The sequence below is a fragment of the Streptomyces sp. NPDC048496 genome, assembly GCF_043200055.1.
Taxonomy (GTDB): domain Bacteria; phylum Actinomycetota; class Actinomycetes; order Streptomycetales; family Streptomycetaceae; genus Streptomyces.
This window is the reverse complement of record NZ_JBICXB010000060.1, coordinates 1-25,116: the sequence shown is the minus strand read 5'-3', so window position 1 is coordinate 25,116 and position 25,116 is coordinate 1. Positions and strand designations below refer to the sequence as shown.

Below are 25,116 nucleotides of genomic sequence, written 5' to 3'. Positions count from 1 at the left end.
ACAGAACAACCGGAGGACAGCCCAGCAGGGCGTCAGTCAGTGGTGGAGCCACGACCACCGGAACCCGGCTACGAGTATCAATGTCAGTGGTCGGGTGCACGATGGGGGACATGGCCGGCTCTGCTCTCAATGCGTTCTCCCCCGCCACCCACAACTGGTTCGCGGGTGCCTTCAGCGCGCCGACGTCCGCGCAGGAGGGCGCCTGGCGGGCGATCGGCGAGGGCTCGGACGTGCTGGTCGTCGCGCCCACCGGATCGGGCAAGACGCTCGCCGCGTTTCTCGCCGCGCTGGACCGGCTGGCGGCCGTTCCGCCGCCCGCCGAGGCGAAGAAGCGCTGCCGCGTGCTGTATGTGTCGCCGCTCAAGGCCCTCGCGGTCGATGTGGAGCGCAACCTCCGCTCGCCGCTGACCGGCATCCGCCAGGAATCGGTGCGCCTCGGGCTGCCCGAGCCCGATGTTCGGGTGGGCATCCGGTCGGGCGACACCCCGCCCGCCGAGCGCCGCTCCATGGTGACCCGCCCGCCGGACATCTTGATCACCACCCCCGAGTCGCTGTTCCTGATGCTGACGTCGTCGGCGCGTGAGGCCCTGTCGGGGATCGAGACGGTGATTCTGGACGAGGTGCACGCCGTCGCCGGTACGAAGCGGGGCGCCCATCTCGCCGTATCGCTGGAGCGCCTCGACGAGCTGCTGCCGCGTCCCGCGCGGCGGATCGGTCTGTCGGCGACAGTCCGTCCGGTCGACGAGGTGGCGCGGTTCCTCTCCCCGCTGCGGAAGGTGGAGATCGTCCAGCCGCCGTCCACCAAGCAGTTCGATCTGTCGGTGGTCGTGCCGGTGGAGGATCTGGGCGAACTCGGCGGTTCTCCCGCCACGGACCCGGACCAGGCGGGCCAGGCGGACAAGCCGTCGATCTGGCCGCATGTCGAGGAGCGGATCGCCGATCTGGTCCAGGCACACCGCTCCACCATCGTCTTCGCCAACTCCCGCCGTCTCGCGGAGCGGTTGTGCAACCGGCTCAACGAGATCGCGTACGAGCGGGCCACCGGCGAGACCATGCCGGAGGCCCACTCCCCCGCCGGGATCATGGCCGAGTCCGGTGCGTCGAAGGGCGCCCCCGCGCTGCTCGCCCGCGCCCACCACGGTTCGGTCTCCAAGGAGCAGCGCGCCCAGGTCGAGGAGGACCTCAAGGCGGGCCGGCTGCCCGCCGTGGTCGCCACCTCCAGCCTGGAGCTGGGCATCGACATGGGCGCGGTCGATCTGGTGATCCAGGTGGAGTCGCCGCCGTCGGTCGCCTCCGGGCTGCAGCGGGTCGGCCGTGCCGGCCACCAGGTCGGCGCGGTCTCCACCGGAGTGGTGTTCCCGAAGTACCGGGGGGACCTGGTGCAGTCGGCGGTGGTCACCGAGCGGATGCGCACGGGCTCGATCGAGGCGCTCCGGATCCCGTCGAACCCGCTGGACGTGCTGGCCCAGCAGCTGGTCGCCATGGTCGCCCTGGACACCTGGCAGGTGGATGACCTGCTGGCCGTGACCCGCCGCGCGGCCCCCTTCGCCTCGCTCCCGGAGTCGGCGTTCACGGCCGTGCTGGACATGCTGGCGGGCCGCTATCCGTCCGATGCCTTCGCCGAGCTGCGTCCGCGCGTGGTGTGGGACCGCGTCGCCGGTACGGTCACGGGCCGCCCCGGCGCCCAGCGGCTCGCCGTCACCTCCGGCGGCACGATCCCCGACCGCGGGCTCTTCGGCGTCTTCCTCGCCGGGGCCGACCCCAAGAAGGGCGGCGGCCGGGTCGGCGAGCTGGACGAGGAGATGGTGTACGAGTCCCGGGTCGGCGATGTCTTCACCCTGGGCACCACATCCTGGCGGATCGAGGACATCACCCGCGACCGGGTCCTGGTGTCGCCCGCCCCGGGCGTTCCGGGACGGCTGCCGTTCTGGAAGGGCGACCAGCTGGGTCGCCCGCTGGAGCTCGGCCGCGCGCTGGGCGCGTTCCTCCGCGAGATCGGCGGACTGTCGCCCGAGGACGCCAGGTCGCGGCTGCTCGCCGCCGGTCTCGACACCTGGGCCGCCGACAACGTCCTGTCGTACATCGACGAGCAGCGCGCCGCCTGCGGCCATGTCCCCGACGACCGGACCGTCCTCGTCGAGCGCTTCCGCGACGAGCTGGGCGACTGGCGGGTCGTCGTGCACTCCCCCTTCGGCGCACAGGTCCACGCCCCCTGGGCGCTGGCTCTGAGTGCGCGCCTCGCCGAGCGGTACGGCATGGATGCCCAGGTGATGCATGCCGACGACGGCATCGTGCTGCGGCTCCCCGACGCCGACATGATGGGCCTGGACCTCCTGGATTTCGATCCGTCCTTCGATCCGTCCGGGGACCCGGTCCGGGAACCGGCTGCCTCGTCGGCCGCGGCATACGACAGCGACCAGCCTCCGGTCGGCGCCGCGGACGTCGCCTTCGACCAGGGCGAGATCAACCAGATCGTCACCGACCAGGTCGGCGGGTCGGCCCTGTTCGCCTCCCGCTTCCGCGAGTGCGCGGCGCGCGCCCTGCTGCTGCCCCGTCGCAGCCCCGGCAAGCGCACCCCGCTCTGGCAGCAGCGCCAGCGTGCCGCCCAGCTCCTCCAGGTGGCCTCCGAGTTCGGCTCCTTCCCGATCGTTCTCGAAGCGGTCCGCGAATGCCTTCAGGACGTCTTCGACGTTCCCGGGCTCGTGGAACTGATGGGCGACCTCGAAGCACGCCGCGTCCGTCTGGTCGAGGTGACCACCCAGGAGCCCTCGCCCTTCGCCCGCTCGCTCCTCTTCGGCTACGTCGCGCAGTTCCTGTACGAGGGCGACTCACCGCTGGCCGAGCGGCGGGCGGCCGCACTCTCGCTGGACTCCCATCTCCTCGCCGAGCTTCTCGGCCAGGCGGAACTGCGCGAGCTGCTCGACGCCGAGGTGCTGGGCGAGCTGCAGCAGGAGCTCCAGTGGCTCACCGAGGACCGCCGGATCAAGGACATCGAAGGCGTCGCCGATCTGCTGCGCATCCTCGGCCCGCTCACCGAGGCCGAGTTGGCCGAGCGCGGCGCCGAGCAGCCCTGGGCCGCGGAGCTGGCCTCGGCCCGCCGGGCCATCCGGGTCCGGATCGGTGGAGCCGACCACTGGGCGGCGATCGAGGACGCCGGCCGGCTGCGGGACGCGCTGGGCACGGCCCTCCCCGTCGGCGTCCCGGAGGCGTTCACCGAGCCGGTGAAGGACCCGCTCGGCGATCTCCTTGCCCGCTATGCCCGCACGCACGGCCCGTTCACCTCCACCCAGGCGGCTGCCCGCTTCGGCCTCGGCACCGCCGTCACGGACGGCGCGCTGCAGCGGCTCGCCGCCTCGGGCCGGATTGTGCAGGGCGAGTTCCACCCCGCCGGCATCGGCCAGGAGTGGTGTGACGCCGCGGTGCTGCGCCGGCTCCGCCGCCGCTCGCTCGCCGCCCTTCGCCAGGAGCTGGAGCCGGTCCCGCCCGCAGCCCTCGCCGGCTTCCTTCCGCAGTGGCAGCATCTCGGGAACAACAGCCTGCGAGGAATCGACGGACTTGCACGCGCCATCGAGCAGTTGCAGGGCGCTCCCGTCCCCGCGTCGGCGCTGGAGAAGCTGATCCTGCCGGGACGCATCACGGGGTACACCCCGGCCCTGCTCGACGAACTCACCACCACCGGCGAGGTGATCTGGGCCGGTGCGGGTGCCCTTCCCGGCAAGGACGGCTGGCTGTCCCTCTATCTCGCCGACAGCGCACCCCTGCTCCTCCCACCCCCGCACCCGCTCGAACTCAGTGCGCTGCACGAATCCGTCCTCACCTCACTGACCGGCGGATACGGGCTGTTCTTCCGGCAGATCGCCGATCAGGTGCGCGCCACCACGCACCCGGACTGCACCGATCCGCAACTCGCCGACGCCCTCTGGGACCTGACCTGGTCCGGCCGTCTGACCAACGACACGCTGGCTCCGCTGCGCTCGCTACTCGGCTCCGGACGCACGGCGGGATCGACGGCCCACCGCGCCAAGCGCAGCGTCCCGCGCGGCCGTTACGGCTCGCTCACCGCCACGGCCCGCCCCGCGTCGCGCACCGGTCCGCCCACCGTCTCGGGCCGCTGGTCCCTGCTGCCCGGAACCGAGGCCGATCCCACGCACCGCGCCCACGCCCTGGCCCGCACCCTCCTCGACCGGCACGGTGTGGTGACCCGTGGCGCGGTTCAGGCCGAGGGCGTCGAGGGCGGCTTTGCCGCGACGTATCGGATCCTTGCCGCCTTCGAGGACAACGGGCAGGCCCGCCGCGGCTATGTCGTCGAGGGTCTGGGGGCGGCCCAGTTCGCGATGGACGGCGCGGTCGACCGGCTCCGTGCGGTCTCCACCGCCCGCGACCGTGCGGAACCGGGCTCGGCGCCCCGCGCCCTGGTTCTCGCGGCCGCCGACCCGGCCAATGCGTACGGCGCGGCCCTGTCCTGGCCCGAACCACCGGACGGCGCCGGACACAGACCGGGGCGCAAAGCGGGTGCCCTGGTCGTCCTGGTCGACGGCGAACTGACGCTGTACATGGAGCGCGGCGGCAAGACGCTGATCGCTTGGCCGACCGACCCGGAGGACCCCGCGCTCCGGGCGGCGGCCGAGGCGCTGGCCGGTGCAGCGCGCGCCGGGGCACTCGGCACGGTCACGGTGGAGCGCACCAACGGCGCCTCATCCCTGACCTCGCCGCTGGGCCGCACGCTGGAGACGGCCGGATTCCACGCCACTCCAAGAGGCCTCCGCCTGCGCGCGTGACCCCGCACCGCACCTCAGCCCGCACACCGCCGCACACATCCACCGATACCCGCCCGCATGCCCACCTCGCACCACGCATCATGGAGATATGCCCGAAGGAGATACCGTCCTGCAGACCGCCCAGCGTCTGCACACCGTGCTGGCCGGTCAGGTCCTCACCCACTCCGACCTGCGCGTCCCCCGCTTCGCCACCGCGGACCTCACGGGCCGGACCGTTCTCGACGTCACCCCGCGCGGCAAGCATCTCCTCACCCGGATCGAGGGCGGCCTCACCCTGCACAGCCATCTCGGGATGGACGGCGCCTGGCGCCTCTACGCTCCGCACGAGCGCTGGCGCGGCGGCCCGGGCCACCAGATCCGCGCGGTCCTCTCCACCGCCCACCACACCGCGGTCGGCTACCGGCTCCCCGTTCTCGAGCTCCTCCGCACAGCCGACGAGGAGAAGGCAGTCGGCCACCTCGGGCCCGATCTGCTGGGCCCCGGCTGGGACCCCGACACCGCCCTGCGCAACCTGCTGGCCGATCCCGCCCGTCCCCTCGGCGAAGCCCTCCTCGACCAGCGCAACCTGGCCGGTATCGGCAACATCTACAAGGCCGAGCTCTGCTTTCTCGCGCGCGCCACCCCCTGGCTCCCCGTCGGTGAGCTGCCCGCCTCCACCGCCGCCCGTCTGGTCACCACGGCCAAGCAGCTCCTCGAAGCCAACCGCAACCGCACGGTCCGCACGACCACCCGAGCACAGCCCGACGGCTACGGCCCCCGTGAGCGTCTCTGGGTCTACGGCCGGACACACCGCCCCTGTCTGCGCTGCGGCACCCCCATCCGCGTGGCGGAGCAGAACACCCGCCCCGCCTACTGGTGCCCCCGCTGCCAATCAGGCCCCACACCGTAGTTGACGCACCGTCAGATTCAGTCGTACGGTCCGGACATGCCTCTCACCGCGTACGACCTCACCGGCCGATCCGCGTTCGTCACCGGAGCGGCCGGCGGCATCGGCCGAGCCTGCGCCGTCCTGCTCGCGGAGGCGGGAGCCACCGCCCACTGCGCGGACCTCGACGAGAAGGGCCTGCTGGAGACCCGGGAAATGATCTCTGCGGCGGGTGGCGAAGCCCACGCCCATCCCCTCGATGTCACCGACCGCAGTCAGCTCAGGAGCGCGGTCGCCACAGCGGGTGAGGTCGGTATCCTGGCCGCCGTCGCCGGAATCATGCATACGAGCAGCGTTCTGGAGACGGCTGACGAGGACCTCGACCGGGTCATGGCCGTCAATTTCAAGGGGGTTCTGTATGCCTGCCAGGAGGTCGCCCGCAGCATGATCGCTCGCGGCGCACCCGGCTCGATGATCACCATGGCCTCGGGCGCGGTCGACGCCTCAAGTCCGGGCCTGCTCTGCTACAGCGCGGCCAAGGCGGCAGTCGTCCAGCTGACCAGGACCCTGGCGACCGAGCTGGGCCCTCAGGGCATCCGCGTCAACGCCGTCGCCCCCGGCTGGATCCGTACGCCGATGACCGCCCGCCACGACGCGGAGCAGCAGCACCGGGCCGAGGGCGCGATGGTACGGATATCCCCGCTCGGCCGGGTAGGTGAGCCCGAGGACGTCGCCCACACGGTCCTGCATCTCGCATCCGATGCGTCGGCCTTCATGACGGGTCAGATTCTCCGTCCGAACGGCGGCGTCGCCATGCCCTGGTAGTACGCCAGGCTGTCTCGACACCGCGCGCCCCGGCCACGCACCACGCGCCCGCGGCGGCACCGATCGCCTCCGCACGGGCCCTGAGCGTTCCCGTGGGCCGGACACTCGCGGCCACATGGACGGGCAGGAGGCTGAGCCCCCACCCGCCTGCCGTCACCGCGCCCTCGATCAGCCCGGCATGTTCCGGCTGAAGGACCAGCCGGAGCACGGCCCACCACCACACCCCGCCGAGAACGAGCGCGGGCACCCATCTCCGTACCATGGCTGCCTCCTCCGGCCGAATCTAGTCCGGCCCGATCGCCCAGCGGGAGGGCGTACCGGCGCGCATGTCCGGGGCGGACACCGTTACGCGCTCTCCGTCTGACTCGTCCAGGCGTGTTGCCGCAGGTTCACGGCCCGAGCTGCGCACGGAACAGCGCTCCGGAACCGATACCGCTCAGGCACTGCGATCCCGGTGACCGTGGTGTTCCTCTCTGCAGTCTCGCCCGGGACCACCAAAGCCGCATCCAGAACCTTCCGTGCGGCCGTCGAAGGGCAGCTGCTTCCACGCAGTGGATGAGCTGAAGCGGTGCTCCGGACGCGGGGCATCCTGAGGACACAAGCTTCGTCGACCGGCGCACGCATCCGGAACGGCGCGCGAGTCCCTGACGGCGGCGTCCACACACACCAGAGCCCCGGCCACCCCGCGAAGGGGCCGGCCGGGGCTCTGGTTCACACCGGACCGCGCGGGTCAGGCGGCGACGACATCCACCGCTTCCGCGGGTGCCTTGATCGTCACCCTTCCCGTCGGCACACCTGCCACCGACGTCACGGAGACGGAATTGAGCATCGGGCGTACCGGCACTGGCACCGGATCGCTGGCTGCTGCCGACTCGGCCAGCTCAGCCAGCGACAGCTCATCGCTCACTTCACGCATGAGCTCGGACATCCGTACGTCAAGCGCGTCGCAAATGGCGGAGAGCAGCTCGGAGGATGCCTCCTTCTGCCCCCGCTCCACCTCGGAGAGATAGCCGAGCGAGACTCGGGCGGACGAGGAGACTTCGCGCAGAGTACGGCCTTGGCGCTGGCGCTGCCGACGCAGCACGTCACCAAGCAGGCGACGGAGCAGAATCATCGGTGGCTCCCTCCTCGGACCGCGTAGCCGCATCCTTCACGCCCCACCGTACCGCCTCGCGCTGCGGCCGTGCGGGGAGCGATGTCGTGTTCACTCAGGGCTGCAAACATCAATTCCCCCCGTTCTCTTCCGTATCCTGTGCGCTCGCATTGTCGTCGAGTTCTCCGGAGAGCAGTTCGAGCAGGCTCCGTACGCTCTCTCTACGGATGTCCGCCCGGTCACCGTTCAACCGCAGCGCGGCCACTTTCTCCGCGCCGTCCGGCCCTGCCACGGCGACGTAGACCGTTCCGACCGGCTTTCCGTCCTGTTCATCGGGTCCCGCGACGCCGGTGGTCGCCACTCCCCAGTCTGCACCGAGAATCCGTCGGACACCGATCGCCATCTGCCGGGCGACCTCGGGATCCACGGCTCCGCGCGCTGCCAGCAGGGCCCCGTCCACGGCCAGCACATCCCGCTTCAGTGGCGTCGCGTAGGCCGTCACGGACCCGCGGAAGGAGCGCGAGGCACCGGGTACGGAAGTCAGCTCCGCCGCAACCAGGCCGCCGGTCAGCGACTCGGCGACGGCGAGGGTCTCCCCTCGCCGTACGAGCTGCTGCAGCACCCGGGCCGCGGCAGTCACCGCTCGGCCTCCGCCTGGCCACGGACCTCGGACGCCTCGGCAGCCGCCGCTGCGGCCCGTTCGGCCGCCAGGCCCTGGCGCCGCAGCACAACGGCCTGACGCACGTAGTCGAGTCCGGTGACGACCGTCAGCACGACGGCCACCGCCATCACCCAGAAGCGCAGCGTGGCGAGCGGGCCGGTCAGCGCCAGGACGTACATCCCGACGGCCGTCCCCTGTGCCAGCGTCTTCATCTTCCCGCCGCGACTGGCCGGGATCACCGCATGCCGGATCACCCAGAACCGCATCAGCGTGATGCCGATCTCGCGGAAGAGGATCAGGCCGGTGACCCACCACGGCAGATCACCGAGGTACGACAGGCAGATCAGCGCGGCCCCCATGATCGCCTTGTCGGCGATCGGGTCGGCGATCTTCCCGAAGTCGGTGACCAGGTTGTACGTACGCGCCAGATGACCGTCGAAGAGGTCGGTGATCATGGCGATGGCGAACGCCGCCCAGGCGAAGGACCGCCAGGCGGGGTCGTAGCCGCCGTTGTGAAGCAGCAGGGCGACGAAACCCGGCACCAGCAGCAGCCGCGCCATGGTGAGGATATTGGCGATGTTCCACAGGCTGGCCTGATTGACGGCCGCAGTGCCCAGCTTGCCGCCGCGGACCGGCTTCGCGCCGGAACCGCCTGCCGCGGATGCCGGGGCTCCCGTCATCTGGCCGCCTCCGCAAGTTCGGAACACTCGGCCACCAGGTCCACTCCTTCGGTGCCCACCACCTTTGCCTCGACCATACGGCCCGGCGCGAGACCCTCGCGTGCGGTGAAGAGCACCTGGCCGTCCGTTTCGGGTGCCTGGTGGGCAGCACGTCCCACCGCCCGCGGCTCGTCCTCGGTGGGGTCGACGGACTCGACCAGCACCTGCAGAGACTCCCCGAGCCGCTCCTCGGCGCGCTGCGAGGTCAGCTCCTCGGCCAGCTGCGAGATGTGCGCGAGCCGCTCCGCGATGACGTCGGCGTCCAGCTTGTTGTCGTAACCGACCGCCTCGGTGCCCTCCTCGTCGGAGTAACCGAAGACGCCGATCGCGTCGAGCCGCGCACCCGTGAGGAAGCGTTCCAGCTCGGCGAGGTCCGCCTCGGTCTCCCCGGGGAAGCCCACGATGAAGTTCGACCGCGCACCGGCCTGCGGCGCCTTGTTCCGGATGGTCTCCAGGAGCTCCAGGAAGCGGTCGGTGTCGCCGAAGCGGCGCATCGCCCGCAGCACACCGGGGGCGGAGTGCTGGAAGGAGAGGTCGAAGTACGGGGCGACCTTCGGCGTCGAGGTCAGTACGTCGATCAGACCGGGCCGCATCTCGGCGGGCTGCAGGTAGCTGACCCGGATCCGCTCGATCCCGTCGACGTCGGCGAGCTCCGGCAGCAGCGTCTCCAGCAGCCGGATGTCGCCGAGGTCCTTGCCGTACGAGGTGTTGTTCTCGGAGACCAGCATGACCTCCTTGACGCCCTGGTCGGCCAGCCAGCGGGTCTCTTGAAGCACGTCCGAGGGGCGCCGCGAGATGAAGGAACCGCGGAAGGACGGGATGGCGCAGAACGAGCAGCGGCGGTCGCAGCCGGAGGCGAGCTTCACCGAGGCGACCGGGCTGGTGCCCAGCCGGCGGCGCAGCGGGGCGCGCGGCCCGGAGACCGGAGCGACGCCGTCCGGAAGGTCCGCGGGGGCCGGGGCGGCTTCCTGCGCGTGTCCGGGCAGCGCGACGGCGGCGTCCTGCCGCTCGGCCGGGCTGATCGGCAGCAGCTTGCGCCGGTCACGCGGGGTGTGGGAGGCGTGGATGCCCCCGTTGAGGATGGTCTGGAGGCGGTCGGAGATGTCGGCGTAGTCGTCGAATCCGAGGACTCCGTCGGCTTCCGGCAGCGCTTCTGCAAGGTCCTTGCCGTAGCGCTCGGCCATGCAGCCGACGGCGACCACGGCCTGGGTCCGGCCGTGGTCCTTCAGATCGTTGGCTTCGAGGAGTGCGTCGACGGAGTCCTTCTTGGCGGCCTCGACGAACCCACAGGTGTTGACGACGGCGACATCCGCGTCGGAGGCATCCTCGACGAGCTCCCAGCCGTCCGCTGCCAAGCGGCCTGCGAGCTCCTCCGAGTCCACCTCGTTACGGGCGCAGCCAAGAGTGACAAGGGCGACGGTACGGCGTTCGGGCATGGGCTCAAGACTACTTTGTCCTGGCACTGGCCCCGCCGAGCAGGGTTCCCCTGTGACAGCGAGTAACAACGGGTCGAGCGCCCGGCTGGACGGCCGGGCGCTCGTGTCACCACGTGCTGTCGGTCAGCCGACCTCGGGGTCGCCCTTCGTGTACGTGAGCCGTTCGACCTGACCCGGCTGGAACTTGTCCTCGACCTTCTTGCCGTTGACGAAGAGCTCGATCGAACCGGCGTCTCCGAGGACGAGGTCGACGCGCTCCTTGTCCTGGAAGGTCTTGGACTGGCCCTTCTGCAGCAGACCGTCGAAGAGCATCCGCCCGTTGTGGTCCTTGGCGGAGATCCAGCTCTTGCCCTGAGTGGCACTGAGCTTGACCGTCACCTTGTCCCGCGGGGCCGCGGCGATGGCGCTGTCGGAGGGTACGGGCTTGGGGTCGGCGGTCTTGGTGGGCTTGGGCTTGGGACTGTTCGTGTTGGGCGTCGAGCCCTCCGCGACCTGGGTGTTCGTACCGCTGTCGTCGCCACCCTTCAAGAAGGTGAAGCCGACGAAGCCGATGACGACGACGATCGCCGCGACCATGGCCGCGGTCCAGTTGGGCCGACGGGGATCGGAACGGATCCGCTCGGCTTCGAACAGCGGCGCCGCCGGTGTGGGCGCGGGTCGGCCGCCGTGCTCGCCGTCGTACTGCGAAACCAGCGGTTCCGGATCGATGCCGATGGCACGCGCCAACGTACGGATATGGCCGCGGGCGTATACATCGCCGCCACAGCGGGTGAAGTCGTCCTCTTCGATCGCGTGCACGATGGGGATGCGCACCCGGGTGGACGAGCTGACCTCTTCGACCGTGAGACCTGCGGCGATTCGAGCCTGCTGGAGCACTCGACCGATCGAAGGCCGGTCGTCTTCGGGGGAGTTGCCGATGGACACGGGGGCGCCTTTCGAGCGTGAGCCACCTGCTGGGTGTTCAGTCTAGGGGTGGTACGAAAGGGTGGGGCAACCGGGAGAAAGGACTTTGTACGCCATCAGATTCGAACACTGTCCCATTCGCCGGACCGCCCCGTGGAAGTACATTCTGCTGTCCCTCCAGTCAAATTGACGTACGACCCGACGAAACGGTTGCTCTTCCCACCCTTACGACGCTGTTTCCCCGCGGATCTGGGCCAACACCCCGTCCAGCTCGTCCGGCTTCACCATGACGTCGCGCGCCTTGGACCCCTCGCTCGGTCCGACGATGTTGCGCGACTCCATCAGGTCCATCAGCCGGCCTGCCTTGGCGAAGCCGACCCGCAACTTGCGCTGGAGCATCGAGGTGGACCCGAACTGGGTGGAGACGACCAGTTCGGCTGCCTGGCAGAGCAGATCGAGGTCGTCGCCGATGTCCTCGTCGATCTCCTTCTTCTTGGCGGAGCCGACCACCACGTCCTCGCGGAAGACCGGCGCCATCTGATCCTTGCAGTGCTGGACGATGGCCGCGACCTCGCCCTCGGTGACAAAGGCACCCTGCATGCGGGTGGGCTTGTTGGCACCCATCGGCAGGAACAGTCCGTCACCCTTTCCGATGAGCTTCTCGGCGCCGGGTTGATCCAGGATCACGCGGCTGTCGGCGAGCGACGAGGTCGCGAAGGCGAGCCGGGAGGGCACGTTCGCCTTGATCAGACCGGTGACGACGTCGACCGACGGCCGCTGGGTCGCGAGCACCAGGTGGATACCGGCGGCGCGCGCCAGCTGGGTGATGCGGACGATGGAGTCCTCGACGTCGCGTGGAGCGACCATCATCAGGTCGGCGAGCTCGTCGACGATCACCAGGAGATACGGGTACGGCGAGAGCTCGCGCTCGCTGCCTTCCGGCAGCTTGACCTTGCCGTTGCGCACGGCCTGGTTGAAGTCGTCGATGTGCCGGTAACCGAACGCGGCGAGGTCGTCGTACCGGAGGTCCATCTCCCGTACGACCCATTGCAGGGCCTCGGCGGCGCGCTTCGGGTTGGTGATGATCGGCGTGATCAGGTGCGGGATGCCCTCGTAAGCGGTCAGTTCGACGCGCTTGGGGTCGACCAGCACCATCCGCACGTCGTCCGGGGTCGCCCGCACCATGACCGAGGTGATCAGACAGTTGATGCAGGACGACTTGCCGGAACCGGTCGCACCGGCCACCAGCACGTGCGGCATCTTCGCGAGGTTGGCCATCACGTAGCCGCCCTCGACGTCCTTGCCGAGCGCGACCAACATCGGGTGGTCGTCCTCGGCCGCGTCCGCGAGGCGCAGCACATCGCCGAGGTTGACCATCTCCCGGTCGGTGTTGGGGATCTCGATGCCGACGGCTGACTTCCCCGGGATCGGCGAGATGATCCGGACGTCGGGGCTGGCGACGGCGTACGCGATGTTCTTGGCCAGCGCGGTGATCCGTTCGACCTTCACGGCCGGGCCGAGCTCCACCTCGTACCGTGTCACCGTCGGTCCGCGGGTGAAGCCGGTGACGGCGGCATCGACCTTGAACTCGGTGAAGACGTTGGTCAGGGAGGCGACGATCGCGTCGTTGGCAGCACTCCGGGTCTTGCCCGGACCGCCGCGTTCCAGCAGATCGAGCGAGGGCAGCGCGTACGTGATGTCGCCGGAGAGTTGCAGCTGCTCGGCGCGGGCGGGCAGGGGCTGGGACTGTGACGCATCGGGGGCGGGCTTCGTCAGATCGGGTACACCGCCGGAGGTCGCCGCGCCCTTCCCCGCCCCGGTGCCCGGCTCCGCCTCGCGGGCGCCCGGCACCGGAGTGCCCGAGCGCTCGCGGTCACGCTCGACGGAGACGCCCTGGGTCAGGTCGGCGACGATCGCCGAGGGCGGCATGCCGTTGAGCACCGCGCCGTCGAGCGCCGCGGCCGCGGCCGCGGCGACATCCACCGCGTCCATGGTGCGGTTCATCGCGGGCTGCACGGACGGCCTGCGCGGCCTGCGGCGCTTGGAGAGTGCCTCGGCCTCCGCCTGCTCGGGGGCGTACTCCTCGGGCGCCTCGGAGCGGCGCCCGGACGAGCGCCGCGAGCGGGCGGGAAGCGCCTCGCGCCACTGCTCGTCGTACCGCTCGTCGTCGCTCTCGCCCTCCGCCTCGGGGTCGTACACCGGGTCGACGATCCCCAGCCTGGAGCCGAGCAGCCGCAGCCGCTGCGGGATCGCGTTCACCGGGGTCGCGGTGACGACGAGCAGACCGAAGACAGTGAGCAGCAGGAGCAGCGGTACGGCGAGGACCTCGCCCATGGTGAAGACCAGCGGCTTGGAGGCGGCCCAGCCGATGAGTCCGCCGGCGTCCTGCATCGCCTCGGTGCCGTCCCCGCGTCCGGGCGATCCGCACGCGATGTGGACCTGCCCGAGCACGCCGATGACCAGGGCGGAGAGTCCGATGACGATACGGCCGTTGGCCTCGGGCTTCTCGGGGTAGAGGATCAGCCGTACGGCGATGGCGCCGAGCAGTATGGGTACGAGCAGATCGAGCCGCCCGAAGGCGCCGGTGACGAGCATCTCGACGAGGTCGCCGACGGGCCCCCGCAGATTCGACCAGGTGCCCGCGGCCACGACCAACGCGAGACCGAGCAGCAGCAGCGCGACGCCGTCCTTGCGGTGTGCGGGATCGAGTCCCTTGGCACCGCGGCCTATGCCGCGGAACATCGCACCGACGGCGTGGGCCGCACCGAGCCAGACGGCGCGCACCAGCCGATACACACCCCCGGTGGGAGACGGTGCGGGCCGGGGCGCAGCCGCCTTCTTCGCCACCGCCTTCTTGGCCGGAGCCTTCTTCGCGGGTGTGGTCTTCTTCGCGGGCGCGGCTTTCTTCGCTGGGCCCGCGGTACGGCCGGGACGCTTCGCGGTGCCCGCCGTGCCCTGGGAACCCTTGCCGGACGTACGTGAGGCCATGGGGCCGAGGTTACCGGTGTTGGCCGCCGTGAACACGTGCCCCTCTTGGTTCACCCGACCGTGTCGCCCTACAGAGACCGGAAACTGACACGCTCTCACCAGGGCGGATCGAGCGGCCGTCCCCGAACCCGGTTCCCGGGCCAGGTGGTTCGGCGAGCGGCGGCGTTACGAGGGAAGCACCGCCGTGCCGCTTCCGGTGCCGGGCTCCAACGCATCGAGCGCGCGCCGCAGTCCGGTCAGTTTCCGTTCGAGATGGGCCGCGGTGGCCACGGCGGCGGCGTCCGCCGACTCGTCGTCGAGCTGCTTGGAGAGCGCCTCCGCCTGCTCCTCGACGGCCGCGAGGCGCGCCGAGAGCTCGGCCAGCAGACCGGCAGGCTCCTTCTCCTGGTCGGCGCCGGGGTGGCCGCCGCCCTCCAGTTGCAGCCGCAACAGCGCCGCCTGCTCACGCAACTGGCAGTTCTTCATGTACAGCTCGACGAAGACCGAGACCTTGGCGCGCAGCACCCAGGGATCGAACGGCTTCGAGATGTAGTCCACCGCGCCGGCCGCATAACCCCGGAAGGTGTGGTGCGGACCGTGGTTGATCGCGGTGAGGAAGATGATCGGGATGTCCCGGGTCCGCTCCCGCCGCTTGATGTGCGCGGCGGTCTCGAAACCGTCCATGCCCGGCATCTGGACGTCCAGCAGGATGACCGCGAAATCGTCCGTGAGCAGCGCTTTGAGCGCTTCCTCCCCTGACGATGCCCGTACCAGCGTCTGATCGAGCGCGGAGAGGATGGCCTCCAGCGCCAGCAGATTCTCCGGCCGGTCATCGACCAGGAGGATCTTGGCCTTCTGCACCATGGCCCGTCCTCCTCGCCCCGGAATAGCACCGGGCGCCGCCCCAGGGGACGACTCCCTTACGCCGTCCGTCCTTGTGCCGGTCATGGTAGCCGCACCCCGCCCGTCACCACACCCTGTCACCGAGATGTCACTGTGCACGTACCGGAAACGCGGTGGGAGACCAGAAGGTTCCCCGTCCACCGCGTTCTCACACCCCTTCGAACACAGTCGATCAGCAACCTATCGCGATTCGCTCCAGAGGCGATCACTCTCCGCGCGTCCACTGCTCCATGACGGAGAGCAGATGATCGGCATCGGCAGGCTTGGTGACATAGTCGGAAGCACCGGAGTCGATCGCCTTCTCCCGGTCGCCCTTCATCGCCTTCGCGGTCAGCGCGATGATGGGCAGCCCGGCGAACTGCGGCATCCTGCGGATCGCCGTCGTCGTCGCGTAGCCGTCCATCTCCGGCATCATGATGTCCATCAGCACGACCGTCACATCGTCGTGCTGCTCCAGGACTTCGATGCCCTCGCGCCCGTTCTCCGCGTACAGCACCGAGAGCCCGTGCTGCTCCAGCACGCTGGTGAGCGCGAAGACGTTACGGATGTCGTCGTCGACGATGAGGACCTTCTCGCCGTTGAACCGGAAGACCCTGCGGGCCTCGGGCTCCTCCTGGCCGGACGGGGTCAACGACTCCTGGGCCGGTGCAGCCAGCTCGGTGTGCCCGGCGGTCCTGGGCGGCAGCGCGGTCCGGCGCTCCGCCCCGCCGAGTGCCTTGCGACGCCGCCGGAACAGCCCCGCGGAACCGGCCGCTTCGTGCAGCGCCGTCCCCGAACCCGTCTCCGGGACCAGACCGTTCCCGGCCGCGGCACCGTGCGCCTCGATGGATCCGGGGCCGATCTGCGGGTAGCCCTGCGGCGGCAGCTCGCTGAGGTGCAGCGGCAGATACAGCGTGAAGGTCGAGCCGCGGCCCGGCTCGCTCGACGCATGGATCTCGCCACCGAGAAGCCGGGCGATCTCCCGGCTGATGGACAGCCCGAGCCCCGTACCGCCGTACTTGCGACTGGTCGTACCGTCCGCCTGCTTGAACGCCTCGAAGATCACCAGCATCTTGCTGGACGCGATCCCGATCCCGGTGTCGGTGACCGAGAACGCGATCAGATCGGCGTCGGCGTCACGCAGCGAACCGGCTTCCAGGAGCTGCTCGCGGATGGCGTTCGGCACATCCGCGCCGGCCGGCCGGATCACCAGCTCGACGGCGCCGCTGTCGGTGAACTTCACCGCGTTGGAAAGGAGGTTCCGCAGTACCTGGAGGAGCCGTTGCTCGTCCGTGTGCAGCGTGGCGGGAAGTTCCGGCGACACCCGTACGGAGAAGTCGAGCCCCTTCTCGGCGGTGAGCGGCCGGAAGGTCGCCTCCACGTAGTCGACCAGCTGGACCAGTGCGATCCGGGTCGGGCTGACGTCCATCTTGCCCGCCTCGACCTTCGACAGATCGAGGATGTCGTTGATCAGCTGCAGCAGGTCGGAACCCGCGCCGTGGATCGTCTCGGCGAACTCCACCTGCTTCGGGGAGAGATTTCCCTCGGCGTTGTCCGCGAGCAGCTTGGCCAGGATGAGCAGTGAGTTGAGCGGCGTGCGCAGCTCGTGCGACATGTTCGCCAGGAACTCGGACTTGTAGCGCATCGAGACCGCGAGCTGCTCGGCACGCTCCTCCAGGACCTGCCGCGCCTCCTCGATCTCGGTGTTCTTCACCTCGATGTCGCGGTTCTGCCGGGCCAGCAGTTCGGCCTTCTCCTCCAGTTCGGCGTTGGACGCCTGGAGCGCCTTCTGCCGGTTCTCCAGTTCCTGAGAGCGGTCGCGCAGCTGCTCGGTCAGCTCCTGCGACTGCTCCAGGAGCTTCTCCGTCTTGGTGTTGACGCTGATCGTGTTGACGCTGGTCGCGATCATCTCGGCGAGCTGGTTGAGGAAGTCCCGCTGGATGTGGGTGAACGGCTGGAACGAGGCCAGCTCGATCACGCCGAGGACCTGCCCCTCGAAGAGCACCGGCAGCACGATCACATGTGCCGGCGGTGCCTCGCCGAGGCCCGAGGAGATCTTCAGATAGCCCGGCGGCACGTTGTCCACCTGGATCGTCCGCTTCTCCTCCGCCGCCGTACCGATGAGCGTCTCGCCGGGCCGGAAGGACGTCGGCATCGAGCCTGCGGAGTAGCCGTAGCTGCCCCGCATGCGGAGTACGTACGCACCCTCCTGGTCCGCGTCCGCCACCACCGCGTCGGTGTCACCGGTCGGCATGGCCAGGAAGAACGCCCCGTGCTGCGCCGAGACGACCGGGGTCAGCTCGCTCATGATCAGCGAGGCGACGTCGTCCAGATCACGGCGTCCCTGCATCAGACCGGAGATCCGGGCGAGGTTGCCCTTGAGCCAGTCCTGCTCCTTGTTGGTGGCCGTGGTGTCGCGCAGGTTGGCAATCATCGTGTTGATGTTGTCCTGCAGGGCCTGGATCTCGCCGGCCGCGTCCACATCGATCTTGAGGTTGAGGTCGCCACGGGTCACCGCGGTGGCGACGGCCGCGATGGCCCGCACCTGACGGGTCAGGTTCCCGGCCATCTCGTTCACGGACTCGGTGAGATCGCGCCAGGTTCCGTCGACGTCCCGGACCCGCGCCTGACCGCCCAGCTGACCCTCGGTGCCCACCTCACGGGCCACCCGGGTCACCTGCTCGGCGAAGGACGACAGCTGGTCGACCATCGTGTTGATGGTGTTCTTCAGCTCCTGGATCTCACCACGCGCGTCGATGTCGATCTTCTTGGTGAGATCGCCCTTGGCGATGGCGGTGGTGACCGTGGCGATCTGGCGCACCTGGCCGGTCAGGTTGGACGCCATCGAGTTCACCGACTCGGTGAGGTCCTTCCACGTACCGGAGACGCCCGGCACCCGCGCCTGACCGCCCAGCTCGCCCTCGGTACCCACCTCGCGGGCGACTCGCGTCACCTCGTCGGCGAACGAGGACAGCGTCGTCACCATCGTGTTGACGGTGTCGGCGAGCTCGGCGACCTCGCCACGCGCCTCGACGGTGACCTTCTTGGTCAGATCGCCGTTGGCGACCGCGGACGAGACCCGGGAGATGTTCCGCACCTGACTGGTCAGGTTGTTGGCCATCAGGTTGACGTTGTCGCTGAGGTCCTTCCAGATGCCGGTCGCGCCGCGCACCCGCGCCTGACCGCCCAGGATGCCCTCGGTACCCACCTCACGGGCGACCCGCGTCACCTCGTCGGCGAAGTTGAGCAGCTGGTCGACCATCGTGTTGACGGTCGTCACCAGTTCGAGGATCTCGCCCTTGGCGTCGACGGTGATCTTCTTGGAGAGATCGCCCTTGGCGACCGCGGTGGTGACCTCGGCGATGTTGCGGACCTGCAAGGTCAGGTTGTTCGCCATGCCGTTGACGGACTGGGTGAGGTCCTTCCACGTACCGGACACACCCTGCACCTCGGCCTGGCCGCCCAGGATGCCTTCCGTACCCACCTCACGGGCGACCCGCGTCACCTGCTCGGCGAAGTTCGAGAGCTGGTCCACCATCGTGTTGAGGGTGTTCTTCAGCTCCAGGATCTCGCCGCGCGCGTCGACGTCGATCTTCTGCGACAGGTCACCGCGCGCCACCGCGGTGGCGACCTGCGCGATGTTACGGACCTGAGCGGTGAGGTTCCCCGCCATGCCGTTCACCGAGTCGGTCAGATCGCGCCACACCCCGGCCACGCCGGGGACCTGCGCCTGACCGCCGAGCCGACCGTCGGTGCCCACCTCGCGGGCCACCCTGGTCACCTGGTCGGCGAAGGCGGAGAGCTGGTCCACCATCGTGTTGATGGTGTTCTTCAGTTCGAGGATCTCGCCGCGGGCGTCCACGTCGATCTTCTGTGACAGATCGCCCCGGGCGACCGCCGTGGTCACCTGCGCGATCTGACGCACCTGGGAGGTCAGGTTCCCGGCCATGAAGTTGACGGAGTCGGTGAGCTCCTTCCAGGTACCGGAGACGCCGTCGACCCGCGCCTGACCGCCGAGGCGGCCCTCCGTGCCCACGTCCCGCGCCATCCGGGTCACCTGATCGGCGAAGGACGACAACTGCGCCACCATCGTGTTGACGGTGTTCTTCAGCTCCAGCATCTCGCCGGCCACATCCACGGTGACCTTCTGCGACAGGTCACCGTTCGCGACCGCGGTCGTCACCTGCGCGATGTCCCGCACCTGACCCGTCAGGTTCCGGAACGCCGTGTTCACCGAGTCCGTGAGGTCCTTCCACGTACCCGCCGCACCCGGCACCTCGGCCTGACCGCCCAGCCGGCCCTCGACACCGACCTCCCGGGCGACCCGGGTCACTTCCGAACCGAAGGACTGGAGCTGGTCCACCATCGTGTTGACGGTGTTCTTCAGCTCCAGCATCTCGCCGGCCACATCCACGGTGACCTTCTGCGTCATGTCACCGCTGGCCACCGCCGTAGTCACCTGCGCGATGTCCCGCACCTGCGTCGTCAGGTTCCGGAAGACCGTGTTCACCGAGTCCGTGAGGTCCTTCCACGTACCCGCCGCACCCGGCACCTGCGCCTGCCCGCCAAGCAGCCCCTCGCCACCGACCTCGCTGGCCACCCGCGTCACTTCGTCCGCGAAGGTCCGCAGCGTCTCGGTCATCTGGTTGATCGTCTCGGCGAGCTGCGCCACCTCGCCACGGGCGCTCACGGTGACCTTCTGCGACAGGTCGCCACTGGCGACCGCCGTCGTCACCTCCGCGATCCCGCGCACCTGCGAGGTGAGGTTCCCGGCCATCGTGTTGACGGAGTCGGTGAGGTCCTTCCACACCCCGGCCACACCGGGCACCGTCGCCTGCCCGCCGAGCTCACCCTCCGTGCCCACCTCACGGGCGACCCGGGTCACCTCGGAGGAGAACGACGACAGTTGGTCGACCATCGTGTTGACGGTGTTCTTCAGCTGCAGCATCTCGCCGGCCACGTGAACGGTGACCTTCCGCGACAGATCGCCCTTGGCGACCGCCGTCGTCACCAGGGCGATGTCCCGCACCTGCGCGGTAAGCCGGTACGCCATGGTGTTGACCGAGTCCGTGAGGTCCTTCCAGGAACCGGACATTCCGCGCACCTGGGCCTGTCCGCCCAGCTTGCCCTCGGTACCCACCTCGACCGCGACCCGCGTCACCTGCTCGGTGAATGCCGACAGTTGGTCGACCAGGTTGTTGACCGTACGGGCCACCTTCAGGAACTCGCCGCGCAGCGGGCGCACGGTCTCGTCGGCCGTGTGCGACCGGAGTTCCATCCGCTGTTCCAGATCACCGTCGGCCACCGCCGACAGCACCCGCCCGACCTCCGAGACCGGCCGCGCCAGGTCGTCGACCAGCTCGTTCGAGGCATCGATGGCCGCGGCCCAGGAGCCCTCGCAGGCCCCTGTCTCCAGGCGCTCGGTGAGCTTCCCCTCACGCCCGACCACGCGACGTACCCGGGCCAGCTCGCCGGTGAGGTGGAGATTGCGGTCGGCGACCTCGTTGAAGACCGCCGCGATCTCCGCCATCGGCCCCACGCCGGAGACGGTCAGACGCCTGCGGAAATTCCCGTCGCGCATCGCCACCAGGCCGGCCAGCAGTCTGTTGAGCGCCGCGGCGTCCACTTCGATGGTTCCATTGCGCTGCTTCTTCACGGACTGTCCGCCTTTTGTGCGCGTTCCTGATCCCCGCGCCGCCACGCCAGACTCCACCGTGTCCCTCCCGCAGGGGTTGACCGTATCGCTCGGGCCTTGCCTGGGATCTTGCCCAGTTCCACATTGGCTCACCGCCACGGTCCACCGTCGACGGGTGACCATGCGGACGTCAAATCGTTGAAAGCTACCAGGCCGGAACTGATCGACGTGGAACCTCCAACGGTTGTCCCACATCTCTCCGTTGGGAAGACCACACTTGTCCGACCGGACACCGTTTCCTGGTCGTGCTTGCCCGAAGTCGGCCCTCGTGTACCCGACACCGGGAGCGAGCGTCTAGCCTGGCAGGCGAATCGAAGCGGCGAGAAACGGGCACAGGACTCGGGGAAGCGACGAGACACCATATGGGGAGTGCTGTGATCACCGCGCGCGCGGCTGCCACCTTCGACCCGGTCGGGCGCTCCGTCGCGACCGCCCGCGCCTTTGTCCGTGACACCCTGCAGGGGTGGGGGTACACCGACATCGTCGACGACGCGGTCGTACTCACCAGCGAGCTCGTGACCAACGCTGTGGTGCATGCAGGCACCGCCGCCGATGTTCTGTGCCTGCGTACGGCGGACGGCGTCCGGGTCGAGGTCTCCGACCACTACCCGGAACGGGAGATCCCTCTCCAGAGCACCGGACTCGACTTCGGCAGCCCCGATCGTGAGGGCGGCCGCGGTCTGCTGCTCTGCGCGGCACTCGCTTCCCGGTGGGGCGTCGAGTACACCCCGGCGCACAAACAGGTCTGGTTCCAGCTCGATCTTCCCGAGCGCCCGGTGGGTATCCGTTCCGCGGGCCCGCTGCTCCCCGTCGACCTCCTCCCGGTCGCGGACGAGCGCGTCCGGGTCGCCGTCGTACAGATCGACCACTCCGGTTCCATCGCCGGGTGGAACGACGACGCCGCGTTCCTCTTCGGCCACACCGTGGAACAGGTCACCGGCAAACAGCTCACCGACTTCACCGCCTGGCCGCACACCCCCGGCACCAGCACCGGAATCGCCGACGCGCTCCAGCTCTCCCGCTGGGAAGGCAGTTACGGCATCCGGGGCGCCGACGGCCGCACCCTCCCCGTGTACGCCTCCCACCTCAGAGTCCGCGACACCCAGGGCGAACCGTCCACGGTCTGTCTTCTGGTCCGCGACCACGAACGTGCCGTGCTCCAGTCACCGGTGCGCGCCCCGGTCACCGACGCGGGCTCCGAGAGCCGCACGACGGACCCCTTCGAGGTGTTCATCGGCTCCCCCGCCCCCGACGACCTCGACGGACTGCTCCAGCGCACCGTCGAACGGGCCCGCGACATGCTCGACGCGGATTCGGCCTTCCTGCTGCTGGCCACCGATGACGAGACCGAGCTGGAAGTCCGGGCCACGACCGGCCTCCCGTCCGCCCGTCAGCGCTTCGCCCGCGTCCCCGTGGAAGCAGGCACGGGTCGGTACGGCTCCGCCCGGATGCCGGCCGTGCACGAAGACCTCACGGTCGTCCCCGGCGCCGTGCCGCTGCTCAGCGACACGGGTATGCGCTCCGTCGTAACCGTCCCGCTGAAGGTCGAAGGACGCCTCACGGGGTCCCTGGGCGTCGCGACGGAATCGCCCGGCCGGTACACCAACGAGGAGGCCCTGCGCCTCCAGTTCGCCGCGGACCGTATCGCGCTCGCCGTCGAATCGGCCCGCCTCGGCGAACTGGAACGGCTCCGCCGCGGTTCGCTGTCCTTCCTCGTCGAGGCGTCCGACCTCCTCGCCGGCACCCTCGACCGGGACCAGACCCTTGCCCTGATGGCCCAGATGACGGTCCCCACCCTGGCCACCTGGTGCGCCGTCTACACGATCGCCGACCAGTCCTCGGAGCCGTACCTCTCGTACGTCCTCCACGAGGACGAAGAACTCATCGACGGCCTCAAGGCCCTGCTCTCCCAGATCTCCCCGCCGGACTCCGTGCCGACCCCTGGCGCCCACGTCTGGGCCGCCCCCTCCGAGGCGGCCCACGAGGCCGCCCTGCGCGCCTCCATGCGCAGTCTCGGCCGCGACCGGTCAGACGGTCTCGGCTCCGGCATCCGTACGACCCTGGCCACCGCGGCTGCGGTGGGAGGCGAGACAGTGGTCCTCCCGCTCGTCGCCCGCAACCGCGTCATCGGCATGCTCACACTCGGCAAGCCGTCCGACGACCACTTCCGTCAAGAGATCCTCGAACTCGCCGAGGACCTGTCCCGCCGCGCCGCGCTCGCCCTCGACAACGCCCGCCTCTACTCGGAACGCATGGCGATCAGCCAGTCCCTCCAGCGCAGCCTGCTGCCCCCGGGCCTGCCCGACGTCCCCAATGTCGAGATCGAGGTCATCTACCGGGCAGCGGGCGAGGGCAACGAAGTCGGTGGCGACTTCTACGACGTCTTCCCGATCCGCGACGGCGCCTACGGTTTCGCCATCGGTGACGTCTGCGGTACGGGCCCGGAGGCCGCGGCCGTCACAGGGCTGGCGCGCCACGCCCTGCGCCTGCTCGCCCGCGAGGGCTTCGGCGGTCCCGCCGTCCTGGAGCGCCTCAACGCCGCGATTCTCGACGAGGGCTCCCGAAGTCGTTTCCTCACCCTGCTCTACGGGGAGCTGTGGCCCCAGGAGGACGGCAGCGCCCTGCTGAAGGTGGTGTGCGCTGGGCACCCCCTTCCCCTGCGCCTGCGCCAGGACGGCACGGTCGAGGCCGCGGCCGAACCGCAGCCGCTGCTGGGCGTCATCGAGGGCCTCGAACTGTACGAACAGACCCTCACCCTCGACCCGGGCGACGTCCTGCTGTGCGTGACGGACGGCGTCACGGAACGCCGTGAAGGCACTCGCATGCTCGGCGACGACGGTCTGGCCGCTGTGCTCACAGGATGTACGGGCCTGACGGCCGGTGCGGTGGCGGGCCGTGTCCTGCGGGCGGTGGAGCGCTTCGCCGCCGACCCCGCCTCCGACGACATGGCCATCCTGGCCATGCGTGTCCCTGAACCGCCCGCCGTCTGACTGCGCTTCATCGGTGAGTCGCCTCTGACAGACTCCGGATCATGACTTCAGAGATGATCGCCGCGGATGCCGCGGGCACGTGGCAGCTCGGCGACCTGACCGTCAACCGTCTCGGTTTCGGCGCAATGCGCCTGACCGGCAGCGCCGCCTTCGACCTCGGCACGCCGAGCAACCGTGAGCAGTCGATCGGAGTGCTCCGGCGCGCGATCGAGCTCGGTGTGAACCACATCGACACCGCAGCGTTCTATTTCTCGTCGCTGCGCTCGGCCAACGAACTGATCAACCGGGCACTTGCGCCGTATCCCAAGGAGCTGGTCATCACCACCAAGGTCGGCCCGGTCCGGGACCCGTCGGGCGCATGGCAGCCCCACGCCCGGCCGGAGGAGCTGCGCGGCCAGGTGGAGGAGAACCTGCGCCAGCTGGGCCGCGACCACCTCGATGTGGTCAACCTCCGTTTCATGGGCCAGGATTCGGTCTCCGAGCACTTCGGCGCTCTGGCCGAGCTCCGCGAGGCCGGCCTCATCCGCCACCTCGGCATCTCCAACATCAACAGCGAACACCTTGCCGAGGCACAGTCCGTGGCCCCGGTGGTCTGCGTGCAGAACCGCTACGGCCTCCAGTCCAGGTCCGCGGATGCCGACGCCATCCTGCGGCTCTGCGGAGGGCAAGGCATCGCGTTCGTGCCCTTCTTCGCCATCGCAGGCGAAGGCCGCGAGCAGGGGGCGAGTGCCGCCGACTGGAGCGGCGACGAGGTGTTGCGCACCATCGCTCGCGCGCACAGCGCGACGGTCGCACAGGTCCGCCTGGCCTGGACCCTGCAACAGGGCCCGCACATACTGGCCATCCCTGGGACCGGCAATCCGGACCACCTCGTGGAGAACGTGGCCGCGGCCGCGCTGCGCCTTTCAGCAGACGAACTGGCTCGCCTCGACTCGCTCCAGGGGTAAAGCGAAAGGTCCCCACCACTGGTGGGGACCTTTCGCTTTGGCTGAGCCCCAATACGGAATCGAACCGTAGACCTTCTCCTTACCATGGAGACGCTCTACCGACTGAGCTATTGGGGCCTGCTGCCCTGCGGCAACGAGATAGAGCATACCCCGAATTCAGGGAAATGCATAACCACGCGCGAGGACGCCCGAAAGACCAGCGACGCGAAGCAGCGGGCACTGCAGGGACGCGACGATCAGGGACGCGACGGCGGCCGGCCCCGTGAACGCAGAAAAGCCCCGCACCAGAGGTGCGGGGCTTTCCCGGAATAATTGTTCGGCGGCGTCCTACTCTCCCACAGGGTCCCCCCTGCAG

14 protein-coding genes and 1 tRNA gene are annotated in these 25,116 nt (G+C 69.6%); 5 read left to right on the top strand and 10 right to left on the bottom strand.

Annotated features, from left to right (window positions below; genetic code table 11):
• The first annotated feature begins 110 nt into the window (after positions 1 to 110).
• The 3 genes from ACGFSA_RS31315 (at position 111) to ACGFSA_RS31305 (ending at position 6,468) form a co-directional block, all read left to right on the top strand.
• Complete coding sequence (locus tag ACGFSA_RS31315) at positions 111 to 4,778, top strand: DEAD/DEAH box helicase (RefSeq protein ID WP_393309416.1); 4,668 nt, start codon at positions 111 to 113, stop codon at positions 4,776 to 4,778.
• Between the two features lie 88 nt (positions 4,779 to 4,866).
• Positions 4,867 to 5,667, top strand: coding sequence for a DNA-formamidopyrimidine glycosylase family protein (locus tag ACGFSA_RS31310; RefSeq protein ID WP_393309415.1), 801 nt, complete (start codon positions 4,867 to 4,869; stop codon positions 5,665 to 5,667).
• Positions 5,668 to 5,703: 36 nt separating this feature from the next.
• On the top strand, positions 5,704 to 6,468 hold the full coding sequence (locus tag ACGFSA_RS31305) for an SDR family NAD(P)-dependent oxidoreductase (RefSeq protein ID WP_393309414.1): 765 nt from the start codon (positions 5,704 to 5,706) through the stop codon (positions 6,466 to 6,468).
• Here the strand turns inward: ACGFSA_RS31305 and ACGFSA_RS31300 are convergent.
• The 9 genes from ACGFSA_RS31300 to ACGFSA_RS31260 all read right to left on the bottom strand — a co-directional run bounded on the left by ACGFSA_RS31300 (position 6,416) and on the right by ACGFSA_RS31260 (position 20,785).
• Entirely contained in the window at positions 6,416 to 6,730 is a 315-nt protein-coding gene (locus ACGFSA_RS31300) for a hypothetical protein (RefSeq protein WP_393309413.1), read from the bottom strand. The genes ACGFSA_RS31305 and ACGFSA_RS31300 overlap by 53 nt on opposite strands.
• Positions 6,731 to 7,198: 468 nt before the next feature.
• Entirely contained in the window at positions 7,199 to 7,582 is a 384-nt protein-coding gene (locus ACGFSA_RS31295) for a helix-turn-helix domain-containing protein (protein ID WP_018105285.1), read from the bottom strand.
• A gap of 109 nt (positions 7,583 to 7,691) precedes the next feature.
• Positions 7,692 to 8,201: a CinA family protein gene (locus ACGFSA_RS31290; protein ID WP_393309412.1), complete on the bottom strand. Its 510-nt coding sequence runs from the start codon at positions 8,199 to 8,201 to the stop codon at positions 7,692 to 7,694.
• Positions 8,198 to 8,902 (bottom strand): CDP-diacylglycerol--glycerol-3-phosphate 3-phosphatidyltransferase, encoded by a 705-nt coding sequence (gene pgsA, locus ACGFSA_RS31285; protein WP_393309411.1) that lies wholly within the window; start codon positions 8,900 to 8,902, stop codon positions 8,198 to 8,200. Before pgsA ends, ACGFSA_RS31290 begins: the two co-directional genes overlap by 4 nt.
• Positions 8,899 to 10,377, bottom strand: coding sequence for a 30S ribosomal protein S12 methylthiotransferase RimO (rimO, locus tag ACGFSA_RS31280; RefSeq protein WP_393309410.1), 1,479 nt, complete (start codon positions 10,375 to 10,377; stop codon positions 8,899 to 8,901). Before rimO ends, pgsA begins: the two co-directional genes overlap by 4 nt.
• A 123-nt stretch (positions 10,378 to 10,500) precedes the next feature.
• The gene (locus ACGFSA_RS31275) at positions 10,501 to 11,301 is read right to left on the bottom strand and encodes a helix-turn-helix domain-containing protein (protein ID WP_393309409.1); all 801 of its coding nucleotides are present in this window, start codon (positions 11,299 to 11,301) and stop codon (positions 10,501 to 10,503) included.
• A 204-nt stretch (positions 11,302 to 11,505) separates the two neighbouring features.
• On the bottom strand, positions 11,506 to 14,268 hold the full coding sequence (locus ACGFSA_RS31270; protein ID WP_393309408.1) for a DNA translocase FtsK: 2,763 nt from the start codon (positions 14,266 to 14,268) through the stop codon (positions 11,506 to 11,508).
• Positions 14,269 to 14,433: 165 nt separating this feature from the next.
• The gene (locus ACGFSA_RS31265) at positions 14,434 to 15,111 is read right to left on the bottom strand and encodes a two-component system response regulator (RefSeq protein WP_393309407.1); all 678 of its coding nucleotides are present in this window, start codon (positions 15,109 to 15,111) and stop codon (positions 14,434 to 14,436) included.
• A 244-nt stretch (positions 15,112 to 15,355) separates the two neighbouring features.
• Complete coding sequence (locus ACGFSA_RS31260; protein ID WP_393309406.1) at positions 15,356 to 20,785, bottom strand: HAMP domain-containing protein; 5,430 nt, start codon at positions 20,783 to 20,785, stop codon at positions 15,356 to 15,358.
• A gap of 401 nt (positions 20,786 to 21,186) precedes the next feature.
• Here ACGFSA_RS31260 and ACGFSA_RS31255 point away from each other — a divergent pair, with 401 nt between their 5' ends.
• The gene (locus tag ACGFSA_RS31255) at positions 21,187 to 23,814 is read left to right on the top strand and encodes a SpoIIE family protein phosphatase (protein WP_393309405.1); all 2,628 of its coding nucleotides are present in this window, start codon (positions 21,187 to 21,189) and stop codon (positions 23,812 to 23,814) included.
• A 41-nt stretch (positions 23,815 to 23,855) separates the two neighbouring features.
• Positions 23,856 to 24,761, top strand: a complete 906-nt coding sequence (locus tag ACGFSA_RS31250) for an oxidoreductase (RefSeq protein ID WP_393309404.1) — start codon at positions 23,856 to 23,858, stop codon at positions 24,759 to 24,761.
• A gap of 44 nt (positions 24,762 to 24,805) precedes the next feature.
• On the opposite strand, the gene ACGFSA_RS31245 is transcribed toward ACGFSA_RS31250, so the two are convergent.
• Positions 24,806 to 24,878, bottom strand: a tRNA-Thr gene (locus tag ACGFSA_RS31245).
• Positions 24,879 to 25,116 lie beyond the last annotated feature (238 nt).

Bases quoted from the DNA above. Each gene is read 5' to 3' on its own strand.
- ACGFSA_RS31270 (WP_393309408.1), bottom strand. From the start codon at position 14,268: ATGGCCTCACGTACGTCCGGCAAGGGTTCCCAGGGCACGGCGGGCACC.
- ACGFSA_RS31265 (WP_393309407.1), bottom strand. From the start codon at position 15,111: ATGGTGCAGAAGGCCAAGATCCTCCTGGTCGATGACCGGCCGGAGAAT.
- rimO (WP_393309410.1), bottom strand. From the start codon at position 10,377: ATGCCCGAACGCCGTACCGTCGCCCTTGTCACTCTTGGCTGCGCCCGT.
- ACGFSA_RS31255 (WP_393309405.1), top strand. From the start codon at position 21,187: ATGGGGAGTGCTGTGATCACCGCGCGCGCGGCTGCCACCTTCGACCCG.
- ACGFSA_RS31305 (WP_393309414.1), top strand. From the start codon at position 5,704: ATGCCTCTCACCGCGTACGACCTCACCGGCCGATCCGCGTTCGTCACC.
- ACGFSA_RS31250 (WP_393309404.1), top strand. From the start codon at position 23,856: ATGACTTCAGAGATGATCGCCGCGGATGCCGCGGGCACGTGGCAGCTC.
- pgsA (WP_393309411.1), bottom strand. From the start codon at position 8,902: ATGACGGGAGCCCCGGCATCCGCGGCAGGCGGTTCCGGCGCGAAGCCG.
- ACGFSA_RS31295 (WP_018105285.1), bottom strand. From the start codon at position 7,582: ATGATTCTGCTCCGTCGCCTGCTTGGTGACGTGCTGCGTCGGCAGCGC.
- ACGFSA_RS31315 (WP_393309416.1), top strand. From the start codon at position 111: ATGGCCGGCTCTGCTCTCAATGCGTTCTCCCCCGCCACCCACAACTGG.
- ACGFSA_RS31300 (WP_393309413.1), bottom strand. From the start codon at position 6,730: ATGGTACGGAGATGGGTGCCCGCGCTCGTTCTCGGCGGGGTGTGGTGG.
- ACGFSA_RS31310 (WP_393309415.1), top strand. From the start codon at position 4,867: ATGCCCGAAGGAGATACCGTCCTGCAGACCGCCCAGCGTCTGCACACC.